Genomic DNA, 22,538 nt, shown 5'->3' with positions numbered 1-22,538 from the left:
TACTGACCGGCTGATATTTCAAGGAGAATGAATGAGCGCGTTATTTTTAGCCATCCCCCTGACGATTTTCGTGCTGTTTGTGGCACCCATCTGGCTGTGGCTTCATTACAGCAATCGCCAGAATGGCGGTGCCGAGCTGTCACAAAGTGAATTGCAGCGGCTGCAACAGCTGACTCTGGATGCAAAACGGATGCGTGAACGTATTCACGCGCTGGAAGAAATTCTGGATGCCGAGCATCCGAACTGGAGGCAGCCATGAGCGGAGTGATTATTAAAGGAAAGAAACTCTACCGCATTCCTGAGCGGGCAAAAGTTAAGGGCGTCTGTGCCGGAATTGCAGAATACCTGGATATTCCGGTGCGTCTGGTCAGGGTCATCGTGGTGTTATCGATGTTCTTTGGCCTGTTTATGTTTACGCTGATTGCCTACTTCGGCCTGGCTTTTGTGCTGGAAGAGATGCCGGACAGCCTCAACCGCCGGGGCGAAAGAACGCCCACTGCCAACGAATTGCTGGATCAGCTGAGCAGGGAGTTAAATGGCGGAGAGGAGAATCTGAGAAACATGGAGCGCTATGTCACCTCAGAGACGTTCAGCGTTCGCAGCCGTTTTCGTCAGCTTTAACCTTTTATTAACCGGCTCGCCTGCGGGCCTTATCGGTTATTTTCTAATGGAGCACCCTTATGCATTCCTGGCAGACAGCTTTAAAACGTAATGCCGCGCCCACGTTGAAAAAGGCCGGTAAGTTTGTATTGATCGGCGCCATGACTTACGGGCCAGGCGGCGTGGCGGGCTGGGCGGTGAAATCGGTGGCGCACCGTCCGCTGAAACTCTTTCTGGCCTGGGCGCTTGAACCCTTACTCCGCCGGGCATTACGCGGTGCCAGCGCACGCTGGAAAAAATCCTGATCGCCTGTTTTTGCCGTAATTTGCTACACTTGCACCTCCTTAAGCCGTCATAACGACAATAAAAAAAAGGTGCCGACACCATAATGAAACGACTTCAAAATGAATTGCTGTCGCTGGTGAACCGGGGCGCGGATCGCCATCTGCGCCTTGCGGTTACCGGCCTCAGCCGCAGCGGCAAAACCGCTTTTATCACCTCTCTGGTCAATCAGCTTCTCAACGTCAATTCCGGTGCCCGCCTGCCGATGTTCTCTGCCGTTCGTGAAGAGCGGCTACTCGGCGTGAAACGCGTTCCGCAGCGGGACATGGGCATTCAGCGCTTCACTTATGATGAAGGCTTATCGCAGCTTTATGGCACGCCGCCCGACTGGCCAACGCCCACGCGGGGCGTGAGTGAGATGCGTCTGGCGCTGCGTTACCGTTCGCGCGAATCTTTATTGCGCCATTTCAAAGAGACCTCCACCCTTTATCTGGAAATTGTCGATTATCCCGGCGAATGGCTGCTGGATCTGCCGATGCTGGCCCAGGACTACCCTGGCTGGTCGCGTCAGATGACCGGGCTGTTGCAGGGCGATCGTGCCAGCTGGTCACAACGCTGGAAAACATTGTGTGAAGGTCTTGACCCTCTGGCTCCGGCAGACGAAAACCGGCTGGGTGAAATTGCGGCGGCATGGACCGACTATCTGCTGAAGTGTAAGCAGGAAGGACTGCACTTTATTCAGCCCGGACGCTTTGTTCTGCCGGGCGATATGGCGGGGGCGCCCGCGCTGCAATTTTTCCCCTGGCCGGGGCTGGAAGAGGGTAACGAAATCCGTCTCGCTCAGGCTGATGCCGGTAGCAACATCGGTATGCTGCGGGCCCGGTTCAATTACTATTGCCAGCATGTGGTAAAAGGGTTTTATAAAAACTACTTCCTGCGATTCGATCGTCAGATTGTGCTGGTCGATTGTCTTCAGCCCCTGAACAGCGGCCCCCAGGCATTTAACGATATGCGTCTGGCGCTGACGCAGCTGATGCAGAGCTTCTCTTATGGTCAGCGTACGCTGTTCCGGCGTCTGTTTTCACCGGTGATCGATAAACTGCTGTTTGCCGCCACCAAATCTGATCACGTTACCGCCGATCAGCATGCCAACCTCGTCTCACTCCTTCAGCAACTGGTGCAGGATGCCTGGCAAAATGCGGCGTTTGAAGGGATCACTATGGATTGTCTGGGGCTGGCGTCGGTGCAGGCTACCCAGAGCGGGCTGGTGGATCATCAGGGAGAGAAAATCCCTGCGTTACGCGGTCACCGTCTGGCCGACAATGAGCCACTGACGGTTTATCCGGGTGAAGTCCCTCCGCGGCTGCCGGGCCATGCTTTCTGGCAGCAGCAGGGTTTTCACTTTGAACAATTCAGGCCGCAGGATCTGGACGTGGACCGGCCTCTGCCGCACATCCGGGTGGATGCGGCGCTGGAGTTTTTACTGGGAGATAAACTGCGATGACTACGCCGATTAAACCTCGTATCGATTTCGCCAGGCCGCTGGATGCGGATACAGCGCCCCAGTTGAAGGCGGCGCAGACTTTTGAGCAACAAAATGCACTCTTCGTACCGCAAAACCCTGACCTTGAACCTGAAGAGGAGGGGGAAGGTGAGCGCGTAGTGGAGGCGGCTTTGCGCCCCAAACGCAGCCTGTGGCGGAAAATGGTCAAACTTGGCCTGGCCGTTATGGGCGTGAGCGTGGTGGCGCAGGGCGTGCAGTGGACACACAATGCCTGGCTACAGCAGGACTGGATAGCGATGGGCGGCTGTGTGGCGGGCGGTTTGATTGTGTTTGCCGGTGCCGGTTCTCTGATTGCCGAATGGCGACGTTTATGGCGCCTGCGTGAGCGGGCAGAGGAGCGTGAGATTGCCCGTGAGATGCTGACCAGTCATGGCATGGGTAAAGGCCGCGATTTCTGTGAAAAACTGGCTAAACAGGCTGGGCTGGATCAGGGGCATCCGGCGCTGCAGCGCTGGCACGCTTCGCTGCATGAAACCCATAACGATCGTGAAATTGTCGGCCTCTATGCCCAACTGGTGCAGCCGGTGTTGGATGGTCAGGCACGCCGTGAAATTGGCCGCAGTTCAGCCGAATCCACGCTGATGATTGCCGTTAGCCCGCTGGCACTGGTGGATATGGCCTTTATCGCCTGGCGTAACCTGCGCCTGGTCAACCGTATCGCCGCCATCTATGGCATTGAACTGGGGTATTTCAGCCGCATCCGGCTGTTCCGGCTGGTGTTGCTCAATATTGCCTTTGCCGGGGCTTCAGAGCTGGTCAGGGAAGTGGGGATGGACTGGATGTCTCAGGATCTGGCGGCCCGCTTTTCTGCCAGAGCCGCGCAGGGGATTGGGGCAGGTTTGCTTACCGCCCGTCTGGGCATCAAGGCCATGGAACTCTGCCGGCCTCTGCCCTGGATTGAAGGCGATAAACCCCGGCTGGGTGATTTTCGGCGGGATTTGATTACGCAACTGAAAGAGACGCTGCAAAAGGGCGCGCCGCCTTCTACAAAATAGCCGTAAATTTACGCGTCAGTCCGCACGGATCGTGGGCTGGCGCGCACTAAGTACACTACCTGTCAACTTTTCCTTCCAGACTACTTCTGGCACCCCCTGCGATAGAGTATTATCAGTTAACGCCCGAAATTGATGAAGGTTGCCCCTGATGCGTCTGGAAGTTTTTTGCCAGGACCGACTTGGTCTTACCCGCGAACTGCTCGATCTGCTGGTTTTACGCAGCATCGATCTGCGCGGAATTGAAATTGCCACTATTGGCCGAATCTATCTCAACTTCAGCCCGGTTGAATTTGAACAATTTTCGCAATTAATGGCGGAAATTCGCCGGATCCCCAGCGTAACCGATGTCCGTACCGTTGCCTTTCTTCCTTCCGAACGTGAACACCGCGCCCTGAGCGCGCTGCTTGTGGCATTGCCGGAACCGGTTTTCTCCATTGATATGAAAAGTAAAGTGGAGCTGGCTAATCCGGCGGCCCAGCTGCTTTTTTCCCTGAACCAGGAAAAAATGCGCACTTTCGGCGCTGGGGCATTGATTACCGGCTTTAATTTCCAGCGCTGGCTGGAGAGCGACCGCATCGAAGCTCAGGCCCACCATGTGGTGATCCAGGGCCGTGATTTTCTGATGGAGATCACCCCTATTTATGCCGCTGGTGAAAAAGAGCAGCCAGCCGATCCTGTGGGCGCGGTGGTGATGCTGAAATCCACGGCCAGAATGGGCCAGCAGTTGCAAAATCTGGCGGTAAATGATGACAGCGAGTTCCAGCATATCGTGGCGGTTAACCCTAAAATGCGTCAGGTGGTGGATCAGGCCCGCAAGCTGGCGATGCTGGACGCGCCGCTCTTGATTGTGGGCGATACCGGTACCGGAAAAGATATGCTGGCCCGTGCCTGCCACCTGCGTAGCGCCCGTGGCAAAAAGCCGTTCCTGGCGCTGAACTGCGCCTCGCTGCCGGATGACGTGGCGGAAAGTGAGCTTTTTGGCCACGCGGCGGGCGCCTATCCCAATGCGCTGGAAGGCAAAAAAGGGTTCTTCGAACAGGCGAACGGTGGCTCGGTGCTGCTGGATGAAATCGGTGAAATGACGCCACGCATGCAGACTAAACTGCTGCGATTCCTCAACGACGGGACTTTTCGCCGGGTAGGGGAAGAGCATGAAGTGCATGTGGATGTGCGGGTTATCTGCGCCACACAAAAAAACCTGACTGAAATGGTCCATCGCGGTGAATTCCGTGAAGACCTGTTCTATCGTCTGAACGTGCTGACGCTGAACCTGCCGCCGCTGCGCGATCGTCCTCAGGATATCCTGCCGCTGACGGAGCTGTTTGTCGCCCGCTTTGCCGACGAGCAGGGCCTGGCAAGACCCAAACTTTCTCCGCAGCTCAACGCTTTTTTAAGCCGCTATACCTGGCCTGGTAACGTGCGTCAGTTGAAGAATGCGCTCTATCGCGCACTGACCCAACTGGAGGGGCATGAGTTGCGCCCTCAGGATATCGTTCTGCCAGAATTTGCTATGGATATCCCGCTGGGTGAGGAAGTGATGGAGGGATCGCTGGATGAGATCACCAGCCGTTTCGAGCGCTCAATTCTCGCCCGTCTCTATCTCTCCTATCCCAGCACGCGCAAGCTGGCTAAAAGACTGGGTGTCTCTCATACCGCTATTGCGAACAAACTGCGTGAGTATGGGCTGAGCCAGAAGAAAACCGAAGACGAAGGGCAGTAAAAAGGGGCGGAAACAGATGCCGCCCCGACAGGATGAGACTCCAGGCGATGGGGTAAACATACCGCCATCGCTGAGCTTGCTGATTTTACGGATGATGGGATAAACGTTGTCCCCTCGTCAGGCTTCCCCGACGAGGGGAAATTATCCCCTCGCCAGGCCTGCTACTTCAGTGCGGCCAGCGCAGCGTCATAGTCAGGCTCGGTGGTTATCTCCTCCACCAGCTGGCTGTAAATCACCTTGTCCTGTTCATCCAGCACCACCACAGCACGTGCAGCCAGGCCTTTTAACGGGCCATCGGCAATCGCCACACCGTAATGCTCTTTGAACTCACCACCGCGCAGCGTGGAGAGCGTCACTACGTTGCTCAGGCCATCTGAGCCACAGAAACGTGACTGAGCAAACGGCAAATCTGAAGAGATACACAGCACCACGGCGTTACTGATTTCACCAGCCAGCTGATTGAATTTGCGCACGGAAGCGGCACAAACGCCGGTATCAATGCTGGGGAAAATGTTCAGTACTTTACGCTTCCCGGCATACTGGGTGAGCGACACGTCGGAGAGGTCTTTCGCGACCAGGGTAAAAGGCTGAGCGGTCTGGCCTGGCGTCGGAAGCTGGCCTGAAACGGCCACGGGATTGCCCTGAAAATGCACAGTCTGAGACATATTTTTTCCTTATAAGCGCAGTGAACAGAGAAAAGAGTGTATGTCATGCTGACGGACTCAGACAGAAAAAGTGCTAACAAAGCCCGGCGCATTGCATAAAACAGTGAGTCAGGACTATGTTGTGTGGGTGCATTTCATTCCCTCCCAATAAGGATTTGTCGATGAGAGCTGTAAAGGTCTATCCGGAAGCCTGGCCGCTGCATACGCCCTTTGTGATTGCCCGGGGTACCCGGAATGAGGCAGGCGTGGTGGTGGTTGAGCTGGAGGAAGAGGGGATTAAAGGCGTGGGCGAGTGCACCCCTTATCCCCGTTATGGTGAAACGGAAGCCTCCGTGCTGGCACAAATCGCAGCGTTATACGGCGAGCTTGAGCAGGGCATGACGCGGGAGCAACTGCAAAAGGCCCTGCCTGCCGGTGCCGCGCGGAATGCTGTCGACTCTGCGCTGTGGGATTTGCAGGCCAGAAAAACAGCCAGCGATCTCTGGCAGCTAACAGCAACCACACAACCTTCAGCGATCGAGATGGCGCAGACGGTCAGCATTGATACGCCGGAAATGATGGCAAGCTCCGCCCTGGCATTGTGGGAAAACGGTGCCAGACTGCTGAAAATCAAGATGGATAATTCGCTGATCACCGAAAGGCTGGTAGCGGTAAGAACTGCCGTTCCGCAGGCAACGCTGATTGTGGATGCTAACGAGTCCTGGCACAGTGAGGGGCTGGCGGCACGCTGTCAGCTGTTAGCCGATCTTAACGTGGCGATGCTTGAGCAGCCGCTGCCTGCCGGAGAAGATGCCGCGCTGGCTAACTTTATTCATCCGCTGCCCATTTGTGCCGATGAGAGCTGCCACACGCGTGAGAGTCTGCCCGCGCTGAAAGGTCGTTATGAAATGGTCAATATCAAACTGGATAAAACGGGTGGCCTGACGGAGGCGCTGGCCCTGATGCAGGCGGCCAGAGCCGCCGGGTTTGAAGTGATGCTCGGATGTATGCTTTGCACCTCCAGAGCGATTAACGCTGCGCTGCCGCTGGCAACTTCGGCCCGCTTTGTTGATCTCGACGGGCCGACCTGGCTGGCGGTGGATGTGGAGCCTGCGCTGCCATTCAGCTGTGGGCGGATCGACTTTTCAGGGCTGCCAGCTTAATAAATCCACCATTGCGCCCAGGTATTTTTCCGTTGATTCGTCAGCGGAAATGGGCGGCAACTCTGCGGTGATCACCGGCAGGCTGAGGTCGTCGCACCAGCTGCCAAAAGAGCCGGGCGTGGCATAACCCACGCTGGTCACCAGCGGGAGATCCATTTTTTTCGCCAGCCAGTGGCCCAGCGGGCTGGTATGCGGATCTTCAATACAGGCCAGGGGTTCGTGAAAAGTGACGATCCAGGCGGGTTTCAGTCCATGAATTAACTCACAGAGGGCCTGAGTTTCTGGCTCCGAATTCGGTTTGTCTCCGGTCGATAACACCACATCCCGCTCATCCGCGACGCTGTTCCAGCGATATACCGTGTCGCCTGCCTGCCAGTTGGCCGCCGGGAAATTACGGTTCAGATCCACGCCGCGTGAATTCGCCCGCAGCCCAAGCTGGCAGCCATCAGGGTTAACGGCCAGCACCACATGATGACGCCGGTGGCTTTCCTGCAGCGTCCGCATGGCGCAGGAGAGGGTGACAACGGCTGCCGTTTCATCGCCATGCGTCCCGGCGAGAATCAACCCGCTATCCTCATCGGCCGCCGGAGCGGGAAACCATAACAGTGGGGCACCGAGTACCGAGGCACCATACACTTTACTTTCTGCATCGAGTTTGCCGCGTAACGGCCGTGGATGGATCTGGGACATGGCTTTTCGCTCCTGAACGTTTTCACTAAAGCTAGCGTAAAAGAGCGGGGAACAAAAGATGTGTAGATCTCACACTTCTGCCAGTCGTCAGAGAGAGGGGCTAAAAATGCTATATATCTATCAACTGTTTGCGTTAGAGTGCCAGATAACTCCTGTTTGAACGCCCTTACTCCGAGGTGTCCTGATGAACAATTCTGCCCGTTTAACGTCAGCCCTGCTGGCACTGGCTGTTGCTACTGCTGTTTCTGCTGCCGAGGTTCCTCCCGGTACCGCACTGGCCTCCAGTCAGGAAATTGTCCGTCACATCAAAGATGAGCCTGCTTCACTGGATCCGGCTAAAGCGGTGGGCCTGCCAGAGATTCAGGTTATCCGTGATCTGTTCGAGGGGCTGACAAACCAGGATGCCAAAGGAAATACCGTTCCGGGCGTCGCCACGCAGTGGCAGACCACGGATAATAAAACCTGGATTTTCACCCTGCGTAAGGAAGCGAAATGGTCAAATGGTGACCCTGTCACGGCTGGCGACTTCGTCTACAGCTGGCGCAGGCTGGTGGACCCGAAAATTGGCTCAACCTTCGCCTGGTTTGCCGGGCTGGCCGGCATCCAGAATGCAGAGGCGATCACCAAAGGGGAGATGACCCCGGATAAACTGGGCGTAACGGCGCTGGACGATCATCGTCTGAAGGTGACGCTGGATAAACCCGTGCCTTACTTTGTCAGCCTGACAGCCAATTTCAGCCTCTTCCCGGTGCCGGAAAAGGTGATTGAAAAGGCGGGCAAAGAGTGGACGCAGCCGGGGAATCTGGTGGGTAACGGCGCCTATAAATTGCAGGAGCGCGTGGTCAATGAAAAGCTGGTGCTGGTGCGTAACGATCGCTACTGGGACAACGCCCACAGCGTACTGACCAAAGTTACCTTTGTGCCGATTAATGAAGAGTCCAGCGCCACCAAACGCTACCGTTCTGATGATATCGACATCACCGAATCCTTTCCGAAAAATCTCTACAACATGTTGAAAAAAGAGCTGCCGGGTCAGGTCTACACGCCAGATCAGTTGGGAACCTATTACTACGCCTTCAACACGACTAAAGGACCGACGGCTGATGTCCGGGTGCGTAAAGCGCTTTCCTGGACAATTGACCGCAAAATAATCGCTGAGAAAGTGCTGGGCACCGGCGAGAAACCGGCCTGGCATTTCACTGCGGACGTCACGGCAGGATACAAACCCCTGAAAGGCTTTCTGCAGCAGCACTCCCAGGAGGAACTTAATGCCCAGGCAAAAGCCCTGCTGGCAGCGGCTGGTTATGGCCCCACGCACCCTCTGGATTTAACGCTGCTGTACAACAGTTCCGAGAACAACCAGAAAATTGCCATCGCCGTGGCCTCAATGTGGAAGAAAAATCTTGGTGTAACGGTGAAGCTGCAGAATCAGGAGTGGAAAACCTATATTGACAGCCGTAACAGTGGGAATTTCGATGTGATCCGCGCCTCTTGGGTAGGGGATTACAATGAGCCCTCCACTTTTCTCAGCCTGCTGACTTCCAGTCACAGCGGCAATATCGCTAAATTCAAAAACCCTGACTATGACGCAATTCTGGAGAAAGCGGGCCGTGAAACCAACGCTGAAGTCCGTAATGAGGATTACAACAGGGCAGAGCAAATTCTGGCCGACCAGGTGCCGATCGCCCCAATTTATCAGTACACCAATGGTCGCCTGATTAAACCCTGGGTGAAAGGGTATCCCATTACCAATCCCGAAGACGTCGCCTATAGCCGGACGCTTTACATCCTTAAGCACGGCAACTGAGTCCGTTGTCATTCCGGGCAGGGCAGCAGCTTCTGTCCGGAGATGACAGGATAATTTCTCTGACCAGCGGTAACGGGCATGACCTGTGTGTGAGGATGTGGCCAGTCTGGGCAGAGGCAATGACTGGCGATCGGTTAATAAGTCGTCCTGTTTGCCTGATGATCAGGGCATCGCCTGAGGCATCGCTGGCAGATACTGCTCTGGTCATTCTTCTTTTTTCCAGAACGGGTCCTTTATGCTGAAAATTACCTGCGTACTTGCTGTGTCCATACTGCTCTCCGGCTGCGCCCTCAAACAGTACCCCTCTTCACCACCGGTGAGCGAAGTCCAGGCGACGACGCTCGACTGCCAGGGCGTGGAGGCAGAGATCGCCAGCCAGAATCAGGTGCAGGCAAAAATCGATAAAACCGGCGAGTTTGACGGCCTCACCGTGCTTGGCGTGATTGGCGATTTCGGTATCGGCAATGGCGTGGCAAAAAGTCTGGCGCAGAAACATGCTAATCAGCGTATGTCGCAGTTAAAAGCACTGGAACAAAGCCGCTGTCAGCCGGGCCTGGAAGGCTGATAAATCAGTAAATTACGAGAGTTATCACAGTTCCATCGCCCCGAACTTGAGCTGCGCTGACAATGAATTAAGGTAACCGCTGGAGAGTTACTGCTGTGGCTGGCAAAACCTCAGCGCCGGGATAACCGGGATTTTATTTTCGGTAAGGATATGAAAATAATCAAAGTATTAAATAATAACGTGGCGCTGGTTCATGATGAGCTGGGCTTCGAACAGGTGGTAATGGGGCGGGGGCTGGCTTTTCGCAAGCACCCCGGCGACAGGATTGATCCGCAAAACGTCGACAAAATATTTGTCCTGCAGGGGCAGGGTTCAGACTGCCCGGCTGACTCTCATGAGGCTGGCGAAGTGCCAGGGGCCGGTGGTTGCCCCCGGTAAAAATCTATTTCAGAGAAGCGCCCTGCGTTTTGATCACCCGCTGATACCAGTAAAAGCTCTTTTTGCGTGAACGCTCCAGCGTGCCCTTTCCCTGATCATCACGATCAACATAAATAAACCCATAGCGTTTGGACAGCTGTGCTTTGGAGGCGCTTACGAGGTCAATGGGCCCCCAACTGGTATAGCCCAGCACATCAACACCATCCGCTATTGCCTCGCTGACCTGCATCAGATGGTCGTTGAGGTAATCAATGCGATAGTCGTCGTGAATGCAGCCATCGGCTTCCACTTTATCCAGGGCACCCAGTCCGTTTTCAACAATAAACAGCGGTTTCTGATAACGGTCGTAGAGGTCATTCAGCAACAGTCTCAATCCTTTAGGATCGATCTGCCATCCCCACTCTGAGGCCGAAAGGTGCGGATTGGGCACCATATTAAGAATATTACTCCGCAGCTGTGCGGCATCTTCAGCAGCGGTGGCGCAACCCGTCATGTAGTAACTGAAGGAGACAAAGTCGACGGTATGCTGAAGATCTTCTTTATCCTGCTCGCTGAACCTTAATTCAATCTGGTTTTCAGAGAAGAATCGCGCCATCCAGGCCGGGTAGTAACCCCGCACCTGAACATCACCAAAGAACAGCCACTCCCGGTTGCGTTGCTGAGTCTCAAGCATATCGTCAGGATGACAGGTCAGGGGATAAAGCAGGCCACCCAGCAGCATATTGCCAATACGGGCTTGCGGATTACTGATGTGGCAGTCTCTGACAGCCCTGGCGCTGGCGACCAGCTGATGGTGAATCGCCTGGTAAACAGCCTGCATACTGCTGCCATCAGGTAACCCTACGCCGGTGAACGGCGCATGGAGTGACATGTTGATTTCATTGAAGGTGAGCCAGTTGCTGACTTTGTCTTTGTAGCGTTCAAACAGGGTGCGTGCATAGTGGCCAAAGAAGTCGATGGTTTTGCGGTTTCCCCAGCCGCCATAATTTTCCACCAGCCCGAGCGGCATCTCATAATGTGAGAGAGTCACCAGCGGGGTGATATTGTATTCAGCCATCTCATCAAAAAGCCGATCGTAAAAGGCCAGTCCTTCTTCATTGGGCTGGTTTTCATCTCCCTGTGGATAGATGCGCGACCACGCAATGGATATACGCAGTACGGTAAAACCCATTTCGGCAAACAACTTTATGTCCTGGGGATAACGATGATAAAAATCAATTGCCGTATCCTTGATGCTGAAATCACCTTGCTGGCGTGTAACGCGCTCGCCAAAAATCCCCTGGGGTTGTACATCTGAGGTGGACAGCCCTTTCCCTGCGGTCTGCCATGCCCCTTCAACCTGATTAGCCGCTAATGCGCCTCCCCATAAAAATCCTTCTGGAAAACGTGCAGTCATGATCCTCTCCTTGTGTGGTTTTTCCTCCGGACAATCCGAAGAGCCAGGTGGCCACTGCCGCAAAGACGAACGCAATAAGCGCACCGCCAATAGCCGCAAGCACTGTGGCATCCAGACCTGTTTTAGGTACGTACTGAAAAATCGTCAGAATACTCGCCATGCCCATGGAATAGACTTTGGTCTGGTAAAAGCCCACCACCGCTGAGCCAAGTGCGCCGCCGATACAGCCGAAAATAAAGGGACGACGGTAAGGCAGGGTGACGCCATATACGGCGGGTTCGGTGATCCCAAAAATGCTGGCGCTGAGTGCCGAGGCGGCAATGCCTTTTAGTTTATTGTCACGAGTGCGCAGCATGACGCCCAACGTTGCGCCTGCCTGGCCCATTACCGCAGCAAGCAGCAAGGGCCCCAGAGTATCTTCGCCAAAGACGCTGAGATTATTGAACATCAGCGGCACCAGCCCCCAGTGGAGGCCAAAGATCACGCAGACCTGCCAGACGCCGCCAACAAACAGCCCGGCAACCAGGGGAGCCAGCCCGTATATCCACAGATAGCCCTTCGCCAGCATCTGCCCGAGCCAGGTGGCTACCGGGCCAATCAGCAGGAAGGTCAGGGGAACCACCACCACCAGGCAAATCAGCGGGGTGGCGAAGTTGCGGATTGCGGCAGGTAAGTGCCCGTTGATTCGCCGTTCAATCTGGCAGGAGAGCCAGGCTGAAAGGAGGATGGGGATCACCGAAGAGGCATAATTAATCAGAATAATGGGGACGCCAAAAAACGACAGCGTACCCTGACCGGCCTGCTCCCGGCTCAGGGCTTCAAGCATTACCGGATGCACCAGCGCCGCACCAATGGAGAGACAGATAAAAGGATTGCCGCCGAATTTCTTACCGGCGCAATACCCCAGGACCACTGGCAGGAAAAAGAACAGACCGTCGCTGGCGACGAACAGCGTTTTATAGCTGCCGCTCTGCTCCTGAAGCAGATCCAATACCAGCGCCAGTGCCAGCAGCCCCTTCAAAATACCCGAGGCCGCCATAACACCAATAACAGGGGTAAAGATCCCCGAAACAATATCGATAAAACGGACAAACAGCGTCTGTTTTCCCTGAGAGGCTGATGGGTTTTCTTCTTCGTTAAAGCCACTCACTTTAAGGATGCTTTTAAATACCTCGCCGACATGATTGCCGATGACTACCTGATATTGTCCGCCGCTCTCTACAACGGTAATAACCCCGGGATGTATTTTCAGCTTTTCGGTGATCTCTTTGGCCGGAGGCGTTCTGAGTTTAAAGCGCAGGCGCGTGGCGCAGTGGATCAGCGACTGAATATTCGCTGATCCTCCCACGCTGCTGACAATATCCTGCGCAACCTGGTGATATTCCATCTCATCATTCCTTTGAGGTAGAGGCCCGGTACGAGCGGCTGACTGAGGAGCAAAAAAAACCTGACCCGCTTGTTTTGACACCTTCAGGTGAAAGTCAGCGGGTCAGGTTTTGCCTGATTGAACAGTAACAATCCTTGGTAACTGGATGGATATTTCAATAACGCCTTGTGAATAACAACCCTTAAGCGTCACACAATGTTTATTTCGTGAGCCGCCTCTTAAATAATTTACACAATGACAGAGTTTTTAACGGCTCCGGTAATAAGCCTGTTTTGCAACAACGAGTGGGCAGGCTAGACTGTTTCGCATTGATTATGCTAAATGCGGAGCAGTTGTGGATGTAATTGCAGGCAAGGCCTTACAAGTATCAGACGCCATCATTTCCTGTCAGCTGGATGGAAAAGGGGGCCTCATTCCCATTGAGGATAAAGACGTCATTAATTGCGACCAGCCCTGCTGGCTGCACCTTAATTACACCCACCGGGAAAGTGCAGACTGGCTGTTGTCGACCCCTCTGCTGCCGGATTCGGTACGTGATGCGCTGGGAGGCGACAGCATGCGTCCCCGCGTCAGCCGTCTGGGCGATGGCACGATGATCACTCTGCGCAGCGTAAACCTCAACAGCGAATCCCGCCCGGATCAGCTGGTTGTGATCCGGGTCTTCATCAACGACAAACTGATTGTCTCAACCCGTCAGCGCAAAGTGTTTGCCATTGATGAGGTGTTAACCGACCTGCAAAACGGCAACGGCCCGGTTAACGGTGGCAGCTGGCTGGTGGAGGTGTGCGATGCCCTGACGGATCACACCAGCGAGTTTATTGAAGAACTGCACGATAAAATCATCGACCTTGAAGATGCGGTGGTGGATCAACAAGTCCCGCCGCGGGGGGAGCTGGCGCTGATTCGTAAGCAGCTGATTATCATGCGCAGATACATGGCGCCCCAGCGGGATGTGTTTTCAAGAATAGCCAGCGAGCGTCTCCCCTGGATGAGCGATGACGACAGGCGCCGGATGCAGGATATTTCAGACAGGCTGGGCAGGGGGCTGGACGATCTTGATGCCAGCGTCTCAAGAACCGCCGTGCTGGCTGATGAGATCAGTTCGGTAATGGCTGAGGCGATGAACCGTCGGACCTATACCATGTCGCTGCTGGCAATGGTGTTCCTGCCCACAACTTTCCTTACCGGCCTGTTTGGCGTTAACCTGGGGGGGATCCCTGGCGGAGAGTGGCGTTACGGCTTTGGCACCTTCTGCTTTTTACTGGTAGCCCTGGTACTGGCCGTGGCCTGGTGGATGAAACGCCGTAAATGGTTATGATGTGAGCAAAAAACGGTATTAGCGGGCAAAAGCGCAGATAAAAATGACCAAAATCAATATCTGCCCGCTGATGTTGGGGCAAACTCTTTTCCGCAGGTGAATGCAACGTCAAGCGATGGGCGTTGCGCTCCATATTGTCTTACTTCCTTATTTTGAATTACTGCATAGCATATTTGATTCGTACGAGCCGGGTTATCCCGGCTTTTTTTTGCCTATTTGCCAGCGGTGAATGGGGTGCCTATGCTTAAGGTTCAAGCCAAGACTGAGGAGGAAGATATGTCATTTCACACTATGGACTCTCCACGCGCATCCGATCCTGTTCCAACCGATCCCACGCCGATTCCGGATCCTATTCCTACGCCACAGCCAATGCCGGATCCTTCGCCAGGCGACCCGGACCCGATTCTTGACCCGCCTCCACATATGTAACTGACTTGTCAGGCCGGTCGCCGGTTAACCGGCCTGACAGCATAGCCCTCCGCATCAGGCTTTCTGCCTGCGCAGATTATTTAAACCTTACTTAAAAACCCGTATACTCCCCGCCATAAAAGGGTTTAACCAGGAAATCAGCAGTCGATTTTTTTCGGCGGTGTGAGAAGTAGCTATGAATCAGACAGATACAAGAAAAGAGTCGCTTGAATATAACAAGCTTCAGAAACGCCTGCGCCGCAACGTTGGCAATGCCATCATCGATTACAATATGATCGAAGAGAATGATGTGGTGATGGCCTGCATGAGCGGCGGCAAAGATTCCTTTGCCATGTTAGATATCCTGCTGAATTTAAAAAAGGTTGCGCCCATTAATTTTGAAGTGGTGGCCGTCAATCTGGATCAAAAGCAGCCTGGTTTCCCGGAACACATCCTGCCAGACTATTTTGAAAGCCTGAACATCCCTTATTACATCGTCGATAAAGACACCTATTCAGTGGTGAAAGAGAAAATCCCGGAAGGAAAAACCACCTGTGGCCTCTGCTCAAGGCTGCGCCGTGGCACCCTTTACTCTTTTGCAGAACGCATTGGCGCGACCAAAATTGCGCTGGGCCATCATCTTGATGACATCGTTGAGACCCTGTTCCTGAATATTTTCCATGGCGCGCGGATGAAAGCGATGCCGCCAAAATTGCGCTCCGACGATGGCCGTAACGTGGTAATCAGACCGCTGAGCTACTGTCGTGAGAAAGACCTGATTGCTTACTCGGAACATAAAAACTTCCCCATTATTCCCTGCAACCTTTGTGGTTCTCAGGAGAATTTGCAACGTCAGGCGATCAAAGCGATGTTGAGCGAATGGGACAGGAAAGAGCCGGGCAGGGTTGAGAGCGTGTTTAAATCCATTCAGAACGTCAGCCCAAGCCAGCTGGCGGACCGCAACCTGTTTGATTTTGTCAATCTGCCGTTGGATCGGGAAGGGGAGAGGGAAGAGTACGCCTTTACTGAGGCCACGGTCTCCTCAACCAACATCGATAAGTCCCTGTTTATTGATGTTACCAACCTCTGATTTTATTTTCCCGGCCGGCACTACAGCGCTGGCCGGCTTTTAACTCTTCAGGGCGCTGCGCCTGCAACCGCCCGACGGTAACGGAAAGTCGTGGTTTTCTGCTACACTCAGCGCCAATCCGCACGCCGTTTTTCTCAGAGAGTAATTTGTGACTGCTTTTTCAACCCTGACATCCCTGCCAGCCAGCCAGATCGAGAATCTGAACGAGCTGGGCTACCTCGCCATGACGCCCGTCCAGGCTGCTGCATTACCTGCCATTCTGGAGGGGAAAGACGTCCGTGCCCAGGCTAAAACCGGCAGTGGCAAAACGGCTGCATTTGGTCTTGGCGTTCTGCACCGTATTGATGTGACCCAGTTTGTTACCCAGTCGCTGGTGCTTTGCCCCACGCGTGAACTGGCTGACCAGGTGGCGAAAGAGCTGCGCCGGCTGGCTCGCTTTACCGCGAATATCAAAATTCTGACCCTGTGCGGCGGACAACCTATGGGTGCCCAGCGGGATTCGCTGATGCGCGCACCGCATATTGTGGTCGGTACGCCAGGCCGTATTCTCGATCACCTGAAGCGTGAAACATTGCAGCTGGACCAGATCACTACGCTGGTACTGGATGAAGCAGACCGCATGCTGGAAATGGGTTTTCGTGAGGATATCGATGCGATCATCCGCTATTGCCCGCCATCCCGTCAGACGCTGCTGTTCTCCGCCACCTGGCCTCAGGGCATCGCGCAGATTAGCAAGACTATCCAGCGCGACCCGGTAACGGTAGAAACGGATGTGGTATCCGATTTGCCCGCCATTGAGCAGCGTTTTTATGAAGCAGGTCCGCGTGAGAAGTTAACCGCGCTGATTGGCCTGTTAAGCGATCGTAAACCCAGCTCCTGTGTGGTGTTTTGCAACACCAAAAGAGAGTGTGATGATATTGCTTACGCGCTTGGCAACAGCCAGATTAGCGCACTGGCGCTGCACGGTGATTTAGAGCAGCGTGACCGTGACCAGGTGCTGATCCGCTTTGCCAACGGCAGTTGCCGGGTACTGGTTGCCACAGACGTGGCTGCCCGTGGCCTGGATATTAAGGCGCTGGCGATGGTGGTGAACTATCAGCTCTCCTTCGATCCGGAAGTCCATGTTCACCGTATTGGCCGTACGGCGCGAGCCGGGGCAGAAGGATCTGCAATCAGCCTGGTTGCACCAGATGAGATGATCCGTGCCCATGCGCTGGAAGATTACCTTCAGCAAAAACTGAGCTGGCACAGCGTGTCTGAACTGAAGTCGGTAGCGGCTCAGCCTCTACTGGCAGAAATGGAAACCCTGAGTCTGGATGGCGGCCGCAAGGCGAAAATACGTCCGGGCGACATTCTGGGAGCGCTGACCGGCGAAGCAGGGCTGAAAAGCGAAGCGATTGGAAAAATCGACATTGGTCCGACGCTGGCTTATGTGGCAATTCGTCACGAAAGCGCCCGTCAGGCGATGAAGCAGTTGCAGCAGGTGAAAATCAAAGGCAAATCCTGCCGGGCACGTCTGCTGAAGTAAATTCCGCTCAATAAAAAGGCCAGATATCTGGCCTTTTTTGATCCTGACGCCGTCAGACTTTATGCACTTCGGGCGGTTGGGCCAGCAGGGGTTCTGCATCGGCCATCAGCGTTTTAAAGTGTGGCTGGTTGCCATGAATTTCCACTGCTTCTGCATTGCGCCAGGTTTCATGAAACAGGAATACATTCCCGTCTTCCACGCTGCGATAGAGGTCATAATGCAGGCAACCTTCTTCAGCACGTGCAGGTTTTACTCCCGCGTTCAGCACCTTTTTTAACTCATCGGCTTTTCCTGCCCGGGCAGTGAATTTCGCCACGATGAGGATATTTTTATCGGTCATCCACTTCTCCTTATAGTTAACATTGCCATCATACTCATGGATGGCGCTTTCGTGATACGCATTCCCTGCTTTTTACTGTCTCTTAACAGACTGGCCTCCAGCCCTGATCTGACGATCTCATCCGGTTAAGCCCTGTGGAGCGCCAGCCAGTGCAATATCAGACAGGCGGTCCCTAAACCTGCCTTACCCTCAGATTTGTATACCTTTTACTTTTCACAGTCCGTCTCCTTATAAAATGAGACGGCAGGCTATTGCTATTTCGATCGTTTTAATTTGGTAAATATTCGTGACAGCCCTCGACCCGCTCTGAATCGTAGCTTATGCTGGCTTCCTGCATAATCACCGCCCCCCGGAGAATAGATGAAAGCAGCAACTTTTCTGCTTGTAGGTTGTGCGCTGTTGCTGTCCGCCTGCAGCAGCAGCGAAACCGACAACGAACCGCCGCAGCAGGCAACCAGCGCCCATGTTCCCCCCCGCGTGGTAATGTCTGATTTTGCAGCCAGTACCTGCGCCAGTGCTGGTGGAACGCTGGCCTTATCGCGCCAGCTTGACGGCAGCTCTGTGGGCATGTGCCAGTTAGCAAACGGCCGTCGCTGCGGCGAAAATGCGCTTTCCAGTGGAAGCTGCGCACGCTAACGCCAGCGGATGTGATATCAACTCAGGCGCTGGGCTCCGTTATCTCGTTCGGACAGACCTGCTGACTTTCCAGCTGCTGGAGATTTTTCAGGGTGGTTTCTGCAATGCTGGTCAGCGCTTCTGCCGTCAGAAACGCCTGATGGCCGGTAAACAACACGTTGTGGCAGGCGGAAAGGCGACGGAAGATATCGTCCTGAATGACGTCGTTGGATTTATCTTCAAAGAATAGATCGCGTTCGTTTTCATAAACGTCCATTCCCAGCGACCCAATCTTCTGCATTTTAAGCGCATCTATCGCGGCCTGAGAATCAATCAATCCGCCGCGACTGGTGTTGATAATCATCACGCCGTCTTTCATCTGATCAAAGGCAGACATATTCAGCAGGTGGTGATTTTCCGGCGTCATCGGGCAGTGCAGCGTAATCACGTCGGCTTCTTTAAACAGAGTCTGAAGATCGACATATTCCGCACCCAGCTCCTGAGCCTGCGGATTGGGCCAGGGATCAAATGCCAGCAGCCGCATACCAAAGCCTTTCAGGATACGCAGGGTTGCCAGACCTATTTTCCCGGTTCCCACCACGCCCGCCGTACGGCCATGCATATTGAAGCCGATTAAGCCTTCGAGGGAAAAATTGGCGTCGCGTGTTCGCTGATAAGCCCGGTGTATCCGGCGGTTAAGGGTCATCATCATTCCGACCGCATGTTCCGCCACGGCCTCCGGAGAATAGGCCGGCACGCGAACTACTTTAATCCCCAGCTCTCTGGCCGCATCCAGATCGACATTATTGAAACCGGCACAGCGCAGAGCCACAAATTTAACCCCCATCTCTGCCAGCTCTTCAAGCACGACGCGGCCACCGTCGTCGTTCACAAAAATGCAGATACCCTCACAGCCCACCGCATTCTTGGCGGTGCTCTCGGTCAGCAGAAAGTCAAAAAATTGCAGTTCAAAGCCATACTCCCTGTTGACCTGCTCAAGGTATTTCCGGTCGTACTGTTTGGTACTGTACACCGCTAATTTCATGATCGCTCTCCTGTGACCGTAAAAGGGATACTACTAACAGCATAGTAACAATAATTCTCAACAAGCGGCGAATCTGAAGGGATACACGAACTAAATTTGCGCGAAGTCTGTTGATTACTGGTTAAAAACTTCTCCCTTGTGCTAATCCATGCCATCATTTCACCCCAAGATATTCACGGATGGAACGGAACCTTGACTGAGATCTCCCGTGGCTGGAAGGTGGTCATTTCGGTGGTGCTGATTGTACTGCTGTCGATCGCCAGCCTGTTGCTGACTGTGACCCAATGGCTACCGAAGCTGGTAGGGCTGTGGCTGCCCGTTAACACCACGCTGGTGATGGAGGAGAATCCGCGCTGGCAGTCGGGAAAGCTATTGCTACCCGGCCTGGTTTACCAGGTTGCCGACTGTAAGCTGGCAGCAGTAAAAGCGCTGGCTCTGGGGCGGACAGCGGGACGATGGACCCTGAACGCAGACAGTCTGACTATTGACAGCACCTGTGCCAGCAAACTTCCTGCCGGTGAAGCCAGCGCGCCACGTTCTCTGGCCGACTGGCAGGCGATGCTGCCCGGTGCAGATATCGCCATCACTCATCTCAGTATCTCCCCCTGGCAGGCCTGGGGCGGGGCGCTTAAGCTCAGTCTGGACAGCAAAACACAAAAAGTTACTTATAAAAGCCAAAACCTCTCTTTGCAGGCTGACCTTACCGGACAACAGTTAGCCATTCAGTCATTAACGCTCAATGCGCCAGGTGTTCCGGAGCCCATCACTTTAGCGGGAACCCTGAATTTACCCGCGATCCCCAATGCATTACCGGATGAGGGAAAGCTCACGGGCAATGTCTCATTACAGGGCATTTCTGCCCCGCTGAAGGTTAATCTGGACTGGCAGCAGCAGCAGGGACAAATGGTGGTGCATCAGCAGGGTGAGGAGCAGGCGCTGGTGACGCTGCCGTGGAAAATTTCTGACCAGCAAATTCTCATCCAGCAGGGCCAGTGGCGCTGGCCTTATGCCGCTCAACCGCTCTCTGGCGGGGTGACGCTTTCGCTGAAAGAGTGGCAGAAGGGCATTCCGGCGACAGAGATAACCGGCAGGCTGAACGTGCTGACTCAGGGGCGCGGCGGCAAGGGTAACGTGGTGCTGACGCTGGGGCCGGGGCATCTGGACTGGGCTGACAGCGGGTTACCCTTCCGTATCACCGGCGAAAGCAAGCTTGCACAGTTACAGTTTTACGCAGGTCTGCCCGGAGAAGTACAGGGGCCATTGCTGGACCCAAAACTCGTCCTCCAACCCGGCGCGCTGTTGCGCATGCGCGGGAGGCTGCTCTCCACGCTGGAAGTGGATGAGGCGCGCTGGCCGCTGGCTGGCGTCACCGTTTCATCTGCCGGAATAGGGGGCCGGTTACAGGCCATTCTCACCGCTCACGATGCGCAGATGGGCCGTTTCCGGCTGCATCTTGATGGCCGCGCTACTGATTTCTGGCCGGATAAAGGGCAGTGGCTCTGGCGCTACTGGGGCGAAGGCTATATGGCCCCGCTCTCAGCAAAATGGGACATGAGCGGACGAGGGCGCTGGCAGGATCGGCTGATTGAACTGTCGTCACTCTCTACCGGCTTCGACCAGATCAGCTACGGGAATGTGAAGGTTCGTGCGCCTCGTCTGAAACTCGACGCGCCGGTTCACTGGCAGCGGGACAGCGACCATCCTGCTTTTGAAGGCAGGTTCCGGCTGGATGCTCAGCGCACAACCTTCGCTGAAGGCGGCTATCTTCCCCCTGCCAGGCTCGAACTGGCACTGAAGGGGCGCGATCCTGCCACATTTAACTATAAAGGTTCGCTACAGGCTGAAGCTATTGGTCCGGTACGCGTGCAGGGGCGTTGGGATGGTGAACGCCTCAGGGGCCAGGCCTGGTGGCCAGAGCAGCCTCTGTCAGTATTCCAGCCGCTGCTCAGTGACGATCTGAAGATGAAAATTCAGGATGGCACGCTGAAAGCGCAGGTCGCTTTCTCAGCAGCCAGCGATCAGGGTTTTGAAGCCGGTGGGCACTGGGTGGTCAGTCAGGGCAGCATCTGGATGCCGGATAACGTCATCAACGGCATCGATTTTTCACTGCCGTTCCGCCTCAAAGCGCATCAGTGGTATTTCGGTGCAAAAGGGCCGGTTTCCCTGCGGATCAAAGAGGTCCGCAATCAGTTTGCCCTGCACAATATCAACGCAGATCTCCAGGGCTGGTACCCGTGGAACGACCGTCAGCCGTTGCGCCTGAGCAACGTGGCTGTGGATGTGTTGGGTGGGCAACTCAGCCTGGAAAGTTTGCAGGTTCCGCAGACGGAAGCGGCCACGCTAAGGCTGAACAATATCAGCATGAGCGAACTGGTCACGGCGTTAAAACCCAAACAGATTGCCATGTCCGGCCATATCAACGGGGCACTGCCGTTATGGCTGAACAATCCGCACTGGCTGATTAAAGACGGGTGGATAGCCAACAGCGGCCCGCTGACGGTCAGGCTGGATAAGGACTTCGCCGATGCCATCGCCAGCAGTAACATTGCGGCTGGGGCGGCGATGGACTGGCTGCGTTACATGGAGATTTCGCGCAGTTGGGCCACCCTGGACATCGATAATCTCGGCGGATTGACCCTGAAGGCTGAGGTCAATGGCACCAGCCGATTCAGCGATAAAAATCAGCGCGTGTCGCTTAACTACACGCAGCAGGAAAATCTCTTTCAACTCTGGCGCAGCCTGCGCTTTGGCGATAATTTGCAATCCTGGATAGAGCAAAATGCCGCGCTGCCGACGCACAAGGAAACGATCAATGATACGCATTAGCCTGCTGATGCCCGCCGGAATACTGTTGCTCAGCGGCTGTGTTCCCCGCATCGAAGTCGCAGCCCCAAAGGAACCGATCACCATCAATATGAACGTCAAAATTGAGCATGAAATTCATATCAAGGTGGATAAAGATGTTGAGGCGTTGTTAAAAAACCAGAGCGATCTGTTCTGAGG

21 protein-coding genes and 2 pseudogenes are annotated in these 22,538 nt (G+C 54.6%); 17 read left to right on the top strand and 6 right to left on the bottom strand.

What is annotated here, in order from left to right; genetic code table 11:
- Positions 1 to 31 precede the first annotated feature (31 nt).
- From pspB to tyrR, 6 genes are all read left to right on the top strand, one after another.
- On the top strand, positions 32 to 259 hold the full coding sequence (pspB, locus tag VRC33_RS12110; protein WP_338556133.1) for an envelope stress response membrane protein PspB: 228 nt from the start codon (positions 32 to 34) through the stop codon (positions 257 to 259).
- Positions 256 to 621, top strand: coding sequence for an envelope stress response membrane protein PspC (gene pspC / locus VRC33_RS12105; protein WP_338556131.1), 366 nt, complete (start codon positions 256 to 258; stop codon positions 619 to 621). Before pspB ends, pspC begins: the two co-directional genes overlap by 4 nt.
- 59 nt (positions 622 to 680) lie before the next feature.
- Positions 681 to 905, top strand: a complete 225-nt coding sequence (pspD, locus tag VRC33_RS12100) for a phage shock protein PspD (RefSeq protein ID WP_338556129.1) — start codon at positions 681 to 683, stop codon at positions 903 to 905.
- Positions 906 to 988: 83 nt separating this feature from the next.
- Positions 989 to 2,386 (top strand): YcjX family protein, encoded by a 1,398-nt coding sequence (locus tag VRC33_RS12095; RefSeq protein WP_338556127.1) that lies wholly within the window; start codon positions 989 to 991, stop codon positions 2,384 to 2,386.
- Positions 2,383 to 3,441: a YcjF family protein gene (locus VRC33_RS12090; RefSeq protein ID WP_338556125.1), complete on the top strand. Its 1,059-nt coding sequence runs from the start codon at positions 2,383 to 2,385 to the stop codon at positions 3,439 to 3,441. Before VRC33_RS12095 ends, VRC33_RS12090 begins: the two co-directional genes overlap by 4 nt.
- Before the next feature lie 148 nt (positions 3,442 to 3,589).
- Positions 3,590 to 5,161 carry a transcriptional regulator TyrR gene (gene tyrR, locus VRC33_RS12085; protein WP_338556123.1) on the top strand — a complete coding sequence of 524 codons (1,572 nt, stop codon included), beginning with the start codon at positions 3,590 to 3,592 and terminating at the stop codon, positions 5,159 to 5,161.
- Between the two features lie 161 nt (positions 5,162 to 5,322).
- On the opposite strand, the gene tpx is transcribed toward tyrR, so the two are convergent.
- Positions 5,323 to 5,826, bottom strand: coding sequence for a thiol peroxidase (tpx, locus tag VRC33_RS12080; protein ID WP_338556121.1), 504 nt, complete (start codon positions 5,824 to 5,826; stop codon positions 5,323 to 5,325).
- Positions 5,827 to 5,987: 161 nt separating this feature from the next.
- Here tpx and ycjG point away from each other — a divergent pair, with 161 nt between their 5' ends.
- On the top strand, positions 5,988 to 6,968 hold the full coding sequence (gene ycjG / locus VRC33_RS12075; RefSeq protein WP_338556119.1) for an L-Ala-D/L-Glu epimerase: 981 nt from the start codon (positions 5,988 to 5,990) through the stop codon (positions 6,966 to 6,968).
- Here the strand turns inward: ycjG and mpaA are convergent.
- Positions 6,951 to 7,658, bottom strand: a complete 708-nt coding sequence (mpaA, locus tag VRC33_RS12070) for a murein tripeptide amidase MpaA (RefSeq protein WP_338556117.1) — start codon at positions 7,656 to 7,658, stop codon at positions 6,951 to 6,953. The two genes, ycjG and mpaA, sit on opposite strands and share 18 nt — an antisense overlap.
- A gap of 184 nt (positions 7,659 to 7,842) precedes the next feature.
- Between mpaA and VRC33_RS12065 the strand changes: the two genes are divergently transcribed.
- From VRC33_RS12065 to VRC33_RS12055, 3 genes and pseudogenes are all read left to right on the top strand, one after another.
- Complete coding sequence (locus VRC33_RS12065; RefSeq protein WP_338556115.1) at positions 7,843 to 9,465, top strand: peptide ABC transporter substrate-binding protein; 1,623 nt, start codon at positions 7,843 to 7,845, stop codon at positions 9,463 to 9,465.
- A 235-nt stretch (positions 9,466 to 9,700) separates the two neighbouring features.
- Positions 9,701 to 10,030, top strand: coding sequence for a hypothetical protein (locus VRC33_RS12060; RefSeq protein WP_338556113.1), 330 nt, complete (start codon positions 9,701 to 9,703; stop codon positions 10,028 to 10,030).
- Between the two features lie 150 nt (positions 10,031 to 10,180).
- Positions 10,181 to 10,333 (top strand): annotated as a pseudogene (locus tag VRC33_RS12055) (CAT RNA binding domain-containing protein); the annotation flags it as partial.
- Between the two features lie 79 nt (positions 10,334 to 10,412).
- Here VRC33_RS12055 and ascB read toward each other — a convergent pair.
- Together ascB and VRC33_RS12045 are read right to left on the bottom strand one after the other, a co-directional pair.
- On the bottom strand, positions 10,413 to 11,804 hold the full coding sequence (gene ascB / locus VRC33_RS12050; RefSeq protein ID WP_338556111.1) for a 6-phospho-beta-glucosidase: 1,392 nt from the start codon (positions 11,802 to 11,804) through the stop codon (positions 10,413 to 10,415).
- 31 nt (positions 11,805 to 11,835) lie between these two features.
- Positions 11,836 to 13,191 (bottom strand): annotated as a pseudogene (locus VRC33_RS12045) (PTS transporter subunit EIIC); the annotation flags it as partial.
- A 334-nt stretch (positions 13,192 to 13,525) separates the two neighbouring features.
- Between VRC33_RS12045 and zntB the strand changes: the two are divergent.
- The 4 genes from zntB (at position 13,526) to dbpA (ending at position 17,535) form a co-directional block, all read left to right on the top strand.
- Positions 13,526 to 14,509: a zinc transporter ZntB gene (gene zntB, locus VRC33_RS12040; protein ID WP_338556107.1), complete on the top strand. Its 984-nt coding sequence runs from the start codon at positions 13,526 to 13,528 to the stop codon at positions 14,507 to 14,509.
- A gap of 276 nt (positions 14,510 to 14,785) precedes the next feature.
- A complete protein-coding gene (locus VRC33_RS12035) occupies positions 14,786 to 14,938 on the top strand; it encodes a hypothetical protein (protein WP_338556105.1) in 153 nt (50 codons plus the stop codon).
- Between the two features lie 175 nt (positions 14,939 to 15,113).
- On the top strand, positions 15,114 to 16,007 hold the full coding sequence (gene ttcA, locus VRC33_RS12030) for a tRNA 2-thiocytidine(32) synthetase TtcA (protein WP_338556103.1): 894 nt from the start codon (positions 15,114 to 15,116) through the stop codon (positions 16,005 to 16,007).
- 148 nt (positions 16,008 to 16,155) lie between these two features.
- Positions 16,156 to 17,535: an ATP-dependent RNA helicase DbpA gene (gene dbpA, locus VRC33_RS12025; RefSeq protein WP_338556101.1), complete on the top strand. Its 1,380-nt coding sequence runs from the start codon at positions 16,156 to 16,158 to the stop codon at positions 17,533 to 17,535.
- A 52-nt stretch (positions 17,536 to 17,587) separates the two neighbouring features.
- Here the strand turns inward: dbpA and VRC33_RS12020 are convergent, their stop codons facing one another.
- A complete protein-coding gene (locus VRC33_RS12020; RefSeq protein ID WP_338556099.1) occupies positions 17,588 to 17,875 on the bottom strand; it encodes a putative quinol monooxygenase in 288 nt (95 codons plus the stop codon).
- A 360-nt stretch (positions 17,876 to 18,235) separates the two neighbouring features.
- On the opposite strand from VRC33_RS12020, the gene VRC33_RS12015 reads away from it, so the two are divergent.
- Positions 18,236 to 18,511, top strand: coding sequence for a DUF333 domain-containing protein (locus VRC33_RS12015; RefSeq protein ID WP_338556097.1), 276 nt, complete (start codon positions 18,236 to 18,238; stop codon positions 18,509 to 18,511).
- Between the two features lie 22 nt (positions 18,512 to 18,533).
- Here the strand turns inward: VRC33_RS12015 and VRC33_RS12010 are convergent, their stop codons facing one another.
- Positions 18,534 to 19,535 carry a 2-hydroxyacid dehydrogenase gene (locus VRC33_RS12010; protein WP_338556095.1) on the bottom strand — a complete coding sequence of 334 codons (1,002 nt, stop codon included), beginning with the start codon at positions 19,533 to 19,535 and terminating at the stop codon, positions 18,534 to 18,536.
- Between the two features lie 201 nt (positions 19,536 to 19,736).
- Here VRC33_RS12010 and VRC33_RS12005 point away from each other — a divergent pair, with 201 nt between their 5' ends.
- Positions 19,737 to 22,361, top strand: a complete 2,625-nt coding sequence (locus VRC33_RS12005) for a YdbH family protein (protein WP_338564281.1) — start codon at positions 19,737 to 19,739, stop codon at positions 22,359 to 22,361.
- Positions 22,348 to 22,536, top strand: a complete 189-nt coding sequence (locus tag VRC33_RS12000; RefSeq protein ID WP_338556093.1) for a YnbE family lipoprotein — start codon at positions 22,348 to 22,350, stop codon at positions 22,534 to 22,536. Before VRC33_RS12005 ends, VRC33_RS12000 begins: the two co-directional genes overlap by 14 nt.
- Positions 22,537 to 22,538: the final 2 nt, after the last annotated feature.

This window comes from Erwinia sp. E_sp_B01_1 (genome assembly GCF_036865545.1).
Classification (GTDB): Bacteria; Pseudomonadota; Gammaproteobacteria; order Enterobacterales; family Enterobacteriaceae; genus Erwinia.
The sequence above is the reverse complement of the archived record's forward strand: the minus strand, read 5'-3'. Positions and strand labels throughout refer to the sequence as shown.

Coding starts and splice junctions, on each gene's coding strand:
- pspB (WP_338556133.1), top strand. CDS start 32: ATGAGCGCGTTATTTTTAGCCATCCCCCTGACGATTTTCGTGCTGTTT.
- pspC (WP_338556131.1), top strand. CDS start 256: ATGAGCGGAGTGATTATTAAAGGAAAGAAACTCTACCGCATTCCTGAG.
- pspD (WP_338556129.1), top strand. CDS start 681: ATGCATTCCTGGCAGACAGCTTTAAAACGTAATGCCGCGCCCACGTTG.
- VRC33_RS12095 (WP_338556127.1), top strand. CDS start 989: ATGAAACGACTTCAAAATGAATTGCTGTCGCTGGTGAACCGGGGCGCG.
- VRC33_RS12090 (WP_338556125.1), top strand. CDS start 2,383: ATGACTACGCCGATTAAACCTCGTATCGATTTCGCCAGGCCGCTGGAT.
- tyrR (WP_338556123.1), top strand. CDS start 3,590: ATGCGTCTGGAAGTTTTTTGCCAGGACCGACTTGGTCTTACCCGCGAA.
- tpx (WP_338556121.1), bottom strand. CDS start 5,826: ATGTCTCAGACTGTGCATTTTCAGGGCAATCCCGTGGCCGTTTCAGGC.
- ycjG (WP_338556119.1), top strand. CDS start 5,988: ATGAGAGCTGTAAAGGTCTATCCGGAAGCCTGGCCGCTGCATACGCCC.
- mpaA (WP_338556117.1), bottom strand. CDS start 7,658: ATGTCCCAGATCCATCCACGGCCGTTACGCGGCAAACTCGATGCAGAA.
- VRC33_RS12065 (WP_338556115.1), top strand. CDS start 7,843: ATGAACAATTCTGCCCGTTTAACGTCAGCCCTGCTGGCACTGGCTGTT.
- VRC33_RS12060 (WP_338556113.1), top strand. CDS start 9,701: ATGCTGAAAATTACCTGCGTACTTGCTGTGTCCATACTGCTCTCCGGC.
- ascB (WP_338556111.1), bottom strand. CDS start 11,804: ATGACTGCACGTTTTCCAGAAGGATTTTTATGGGGAGGCGCATTAGCG.
- VRC33_RS12035 (WP_338556105.1), top strand. CDS start 14,786: ATGTCATTTCACACTATGGACTCTCCACGCGCATCCGATCCTGTTCCA.
- ttcA (WP_338556103.1), top strand. CDS start 15,114: ATGAATCAGACAGATACAAGAAAAGAGTCGCTTGAATATAACAAGCTT.
- VRC33_RS12020 (WP_338556099.1), bottom strand. CDS start 17,875: ATGACCGATAAAAATATCCTCATCGTGGCGAAATTCACTGCCCGGGCA.
- VRC33_RS12015 (WP_338556097.1), top strand. CDS start 18,236: ATGAAAGCAGCAACTTTTCTGCTTGTAGGTTGTGCGCTGTTGCTGTCC.
- VRC33_RS12010 (WP_338556095.1), bottom strand. CDS start 19,535: ATGAAATTAGCGGTGTACAGTACCAAACAGTACGACCGGAAATACCTT.
- VRC33_RS12000 (WP_338556093.1), top strand. CDS start 22,348: ATGATACGCATTAGCCTGCTGATGCCCGCCGGAATACTGTTGCTCAGC.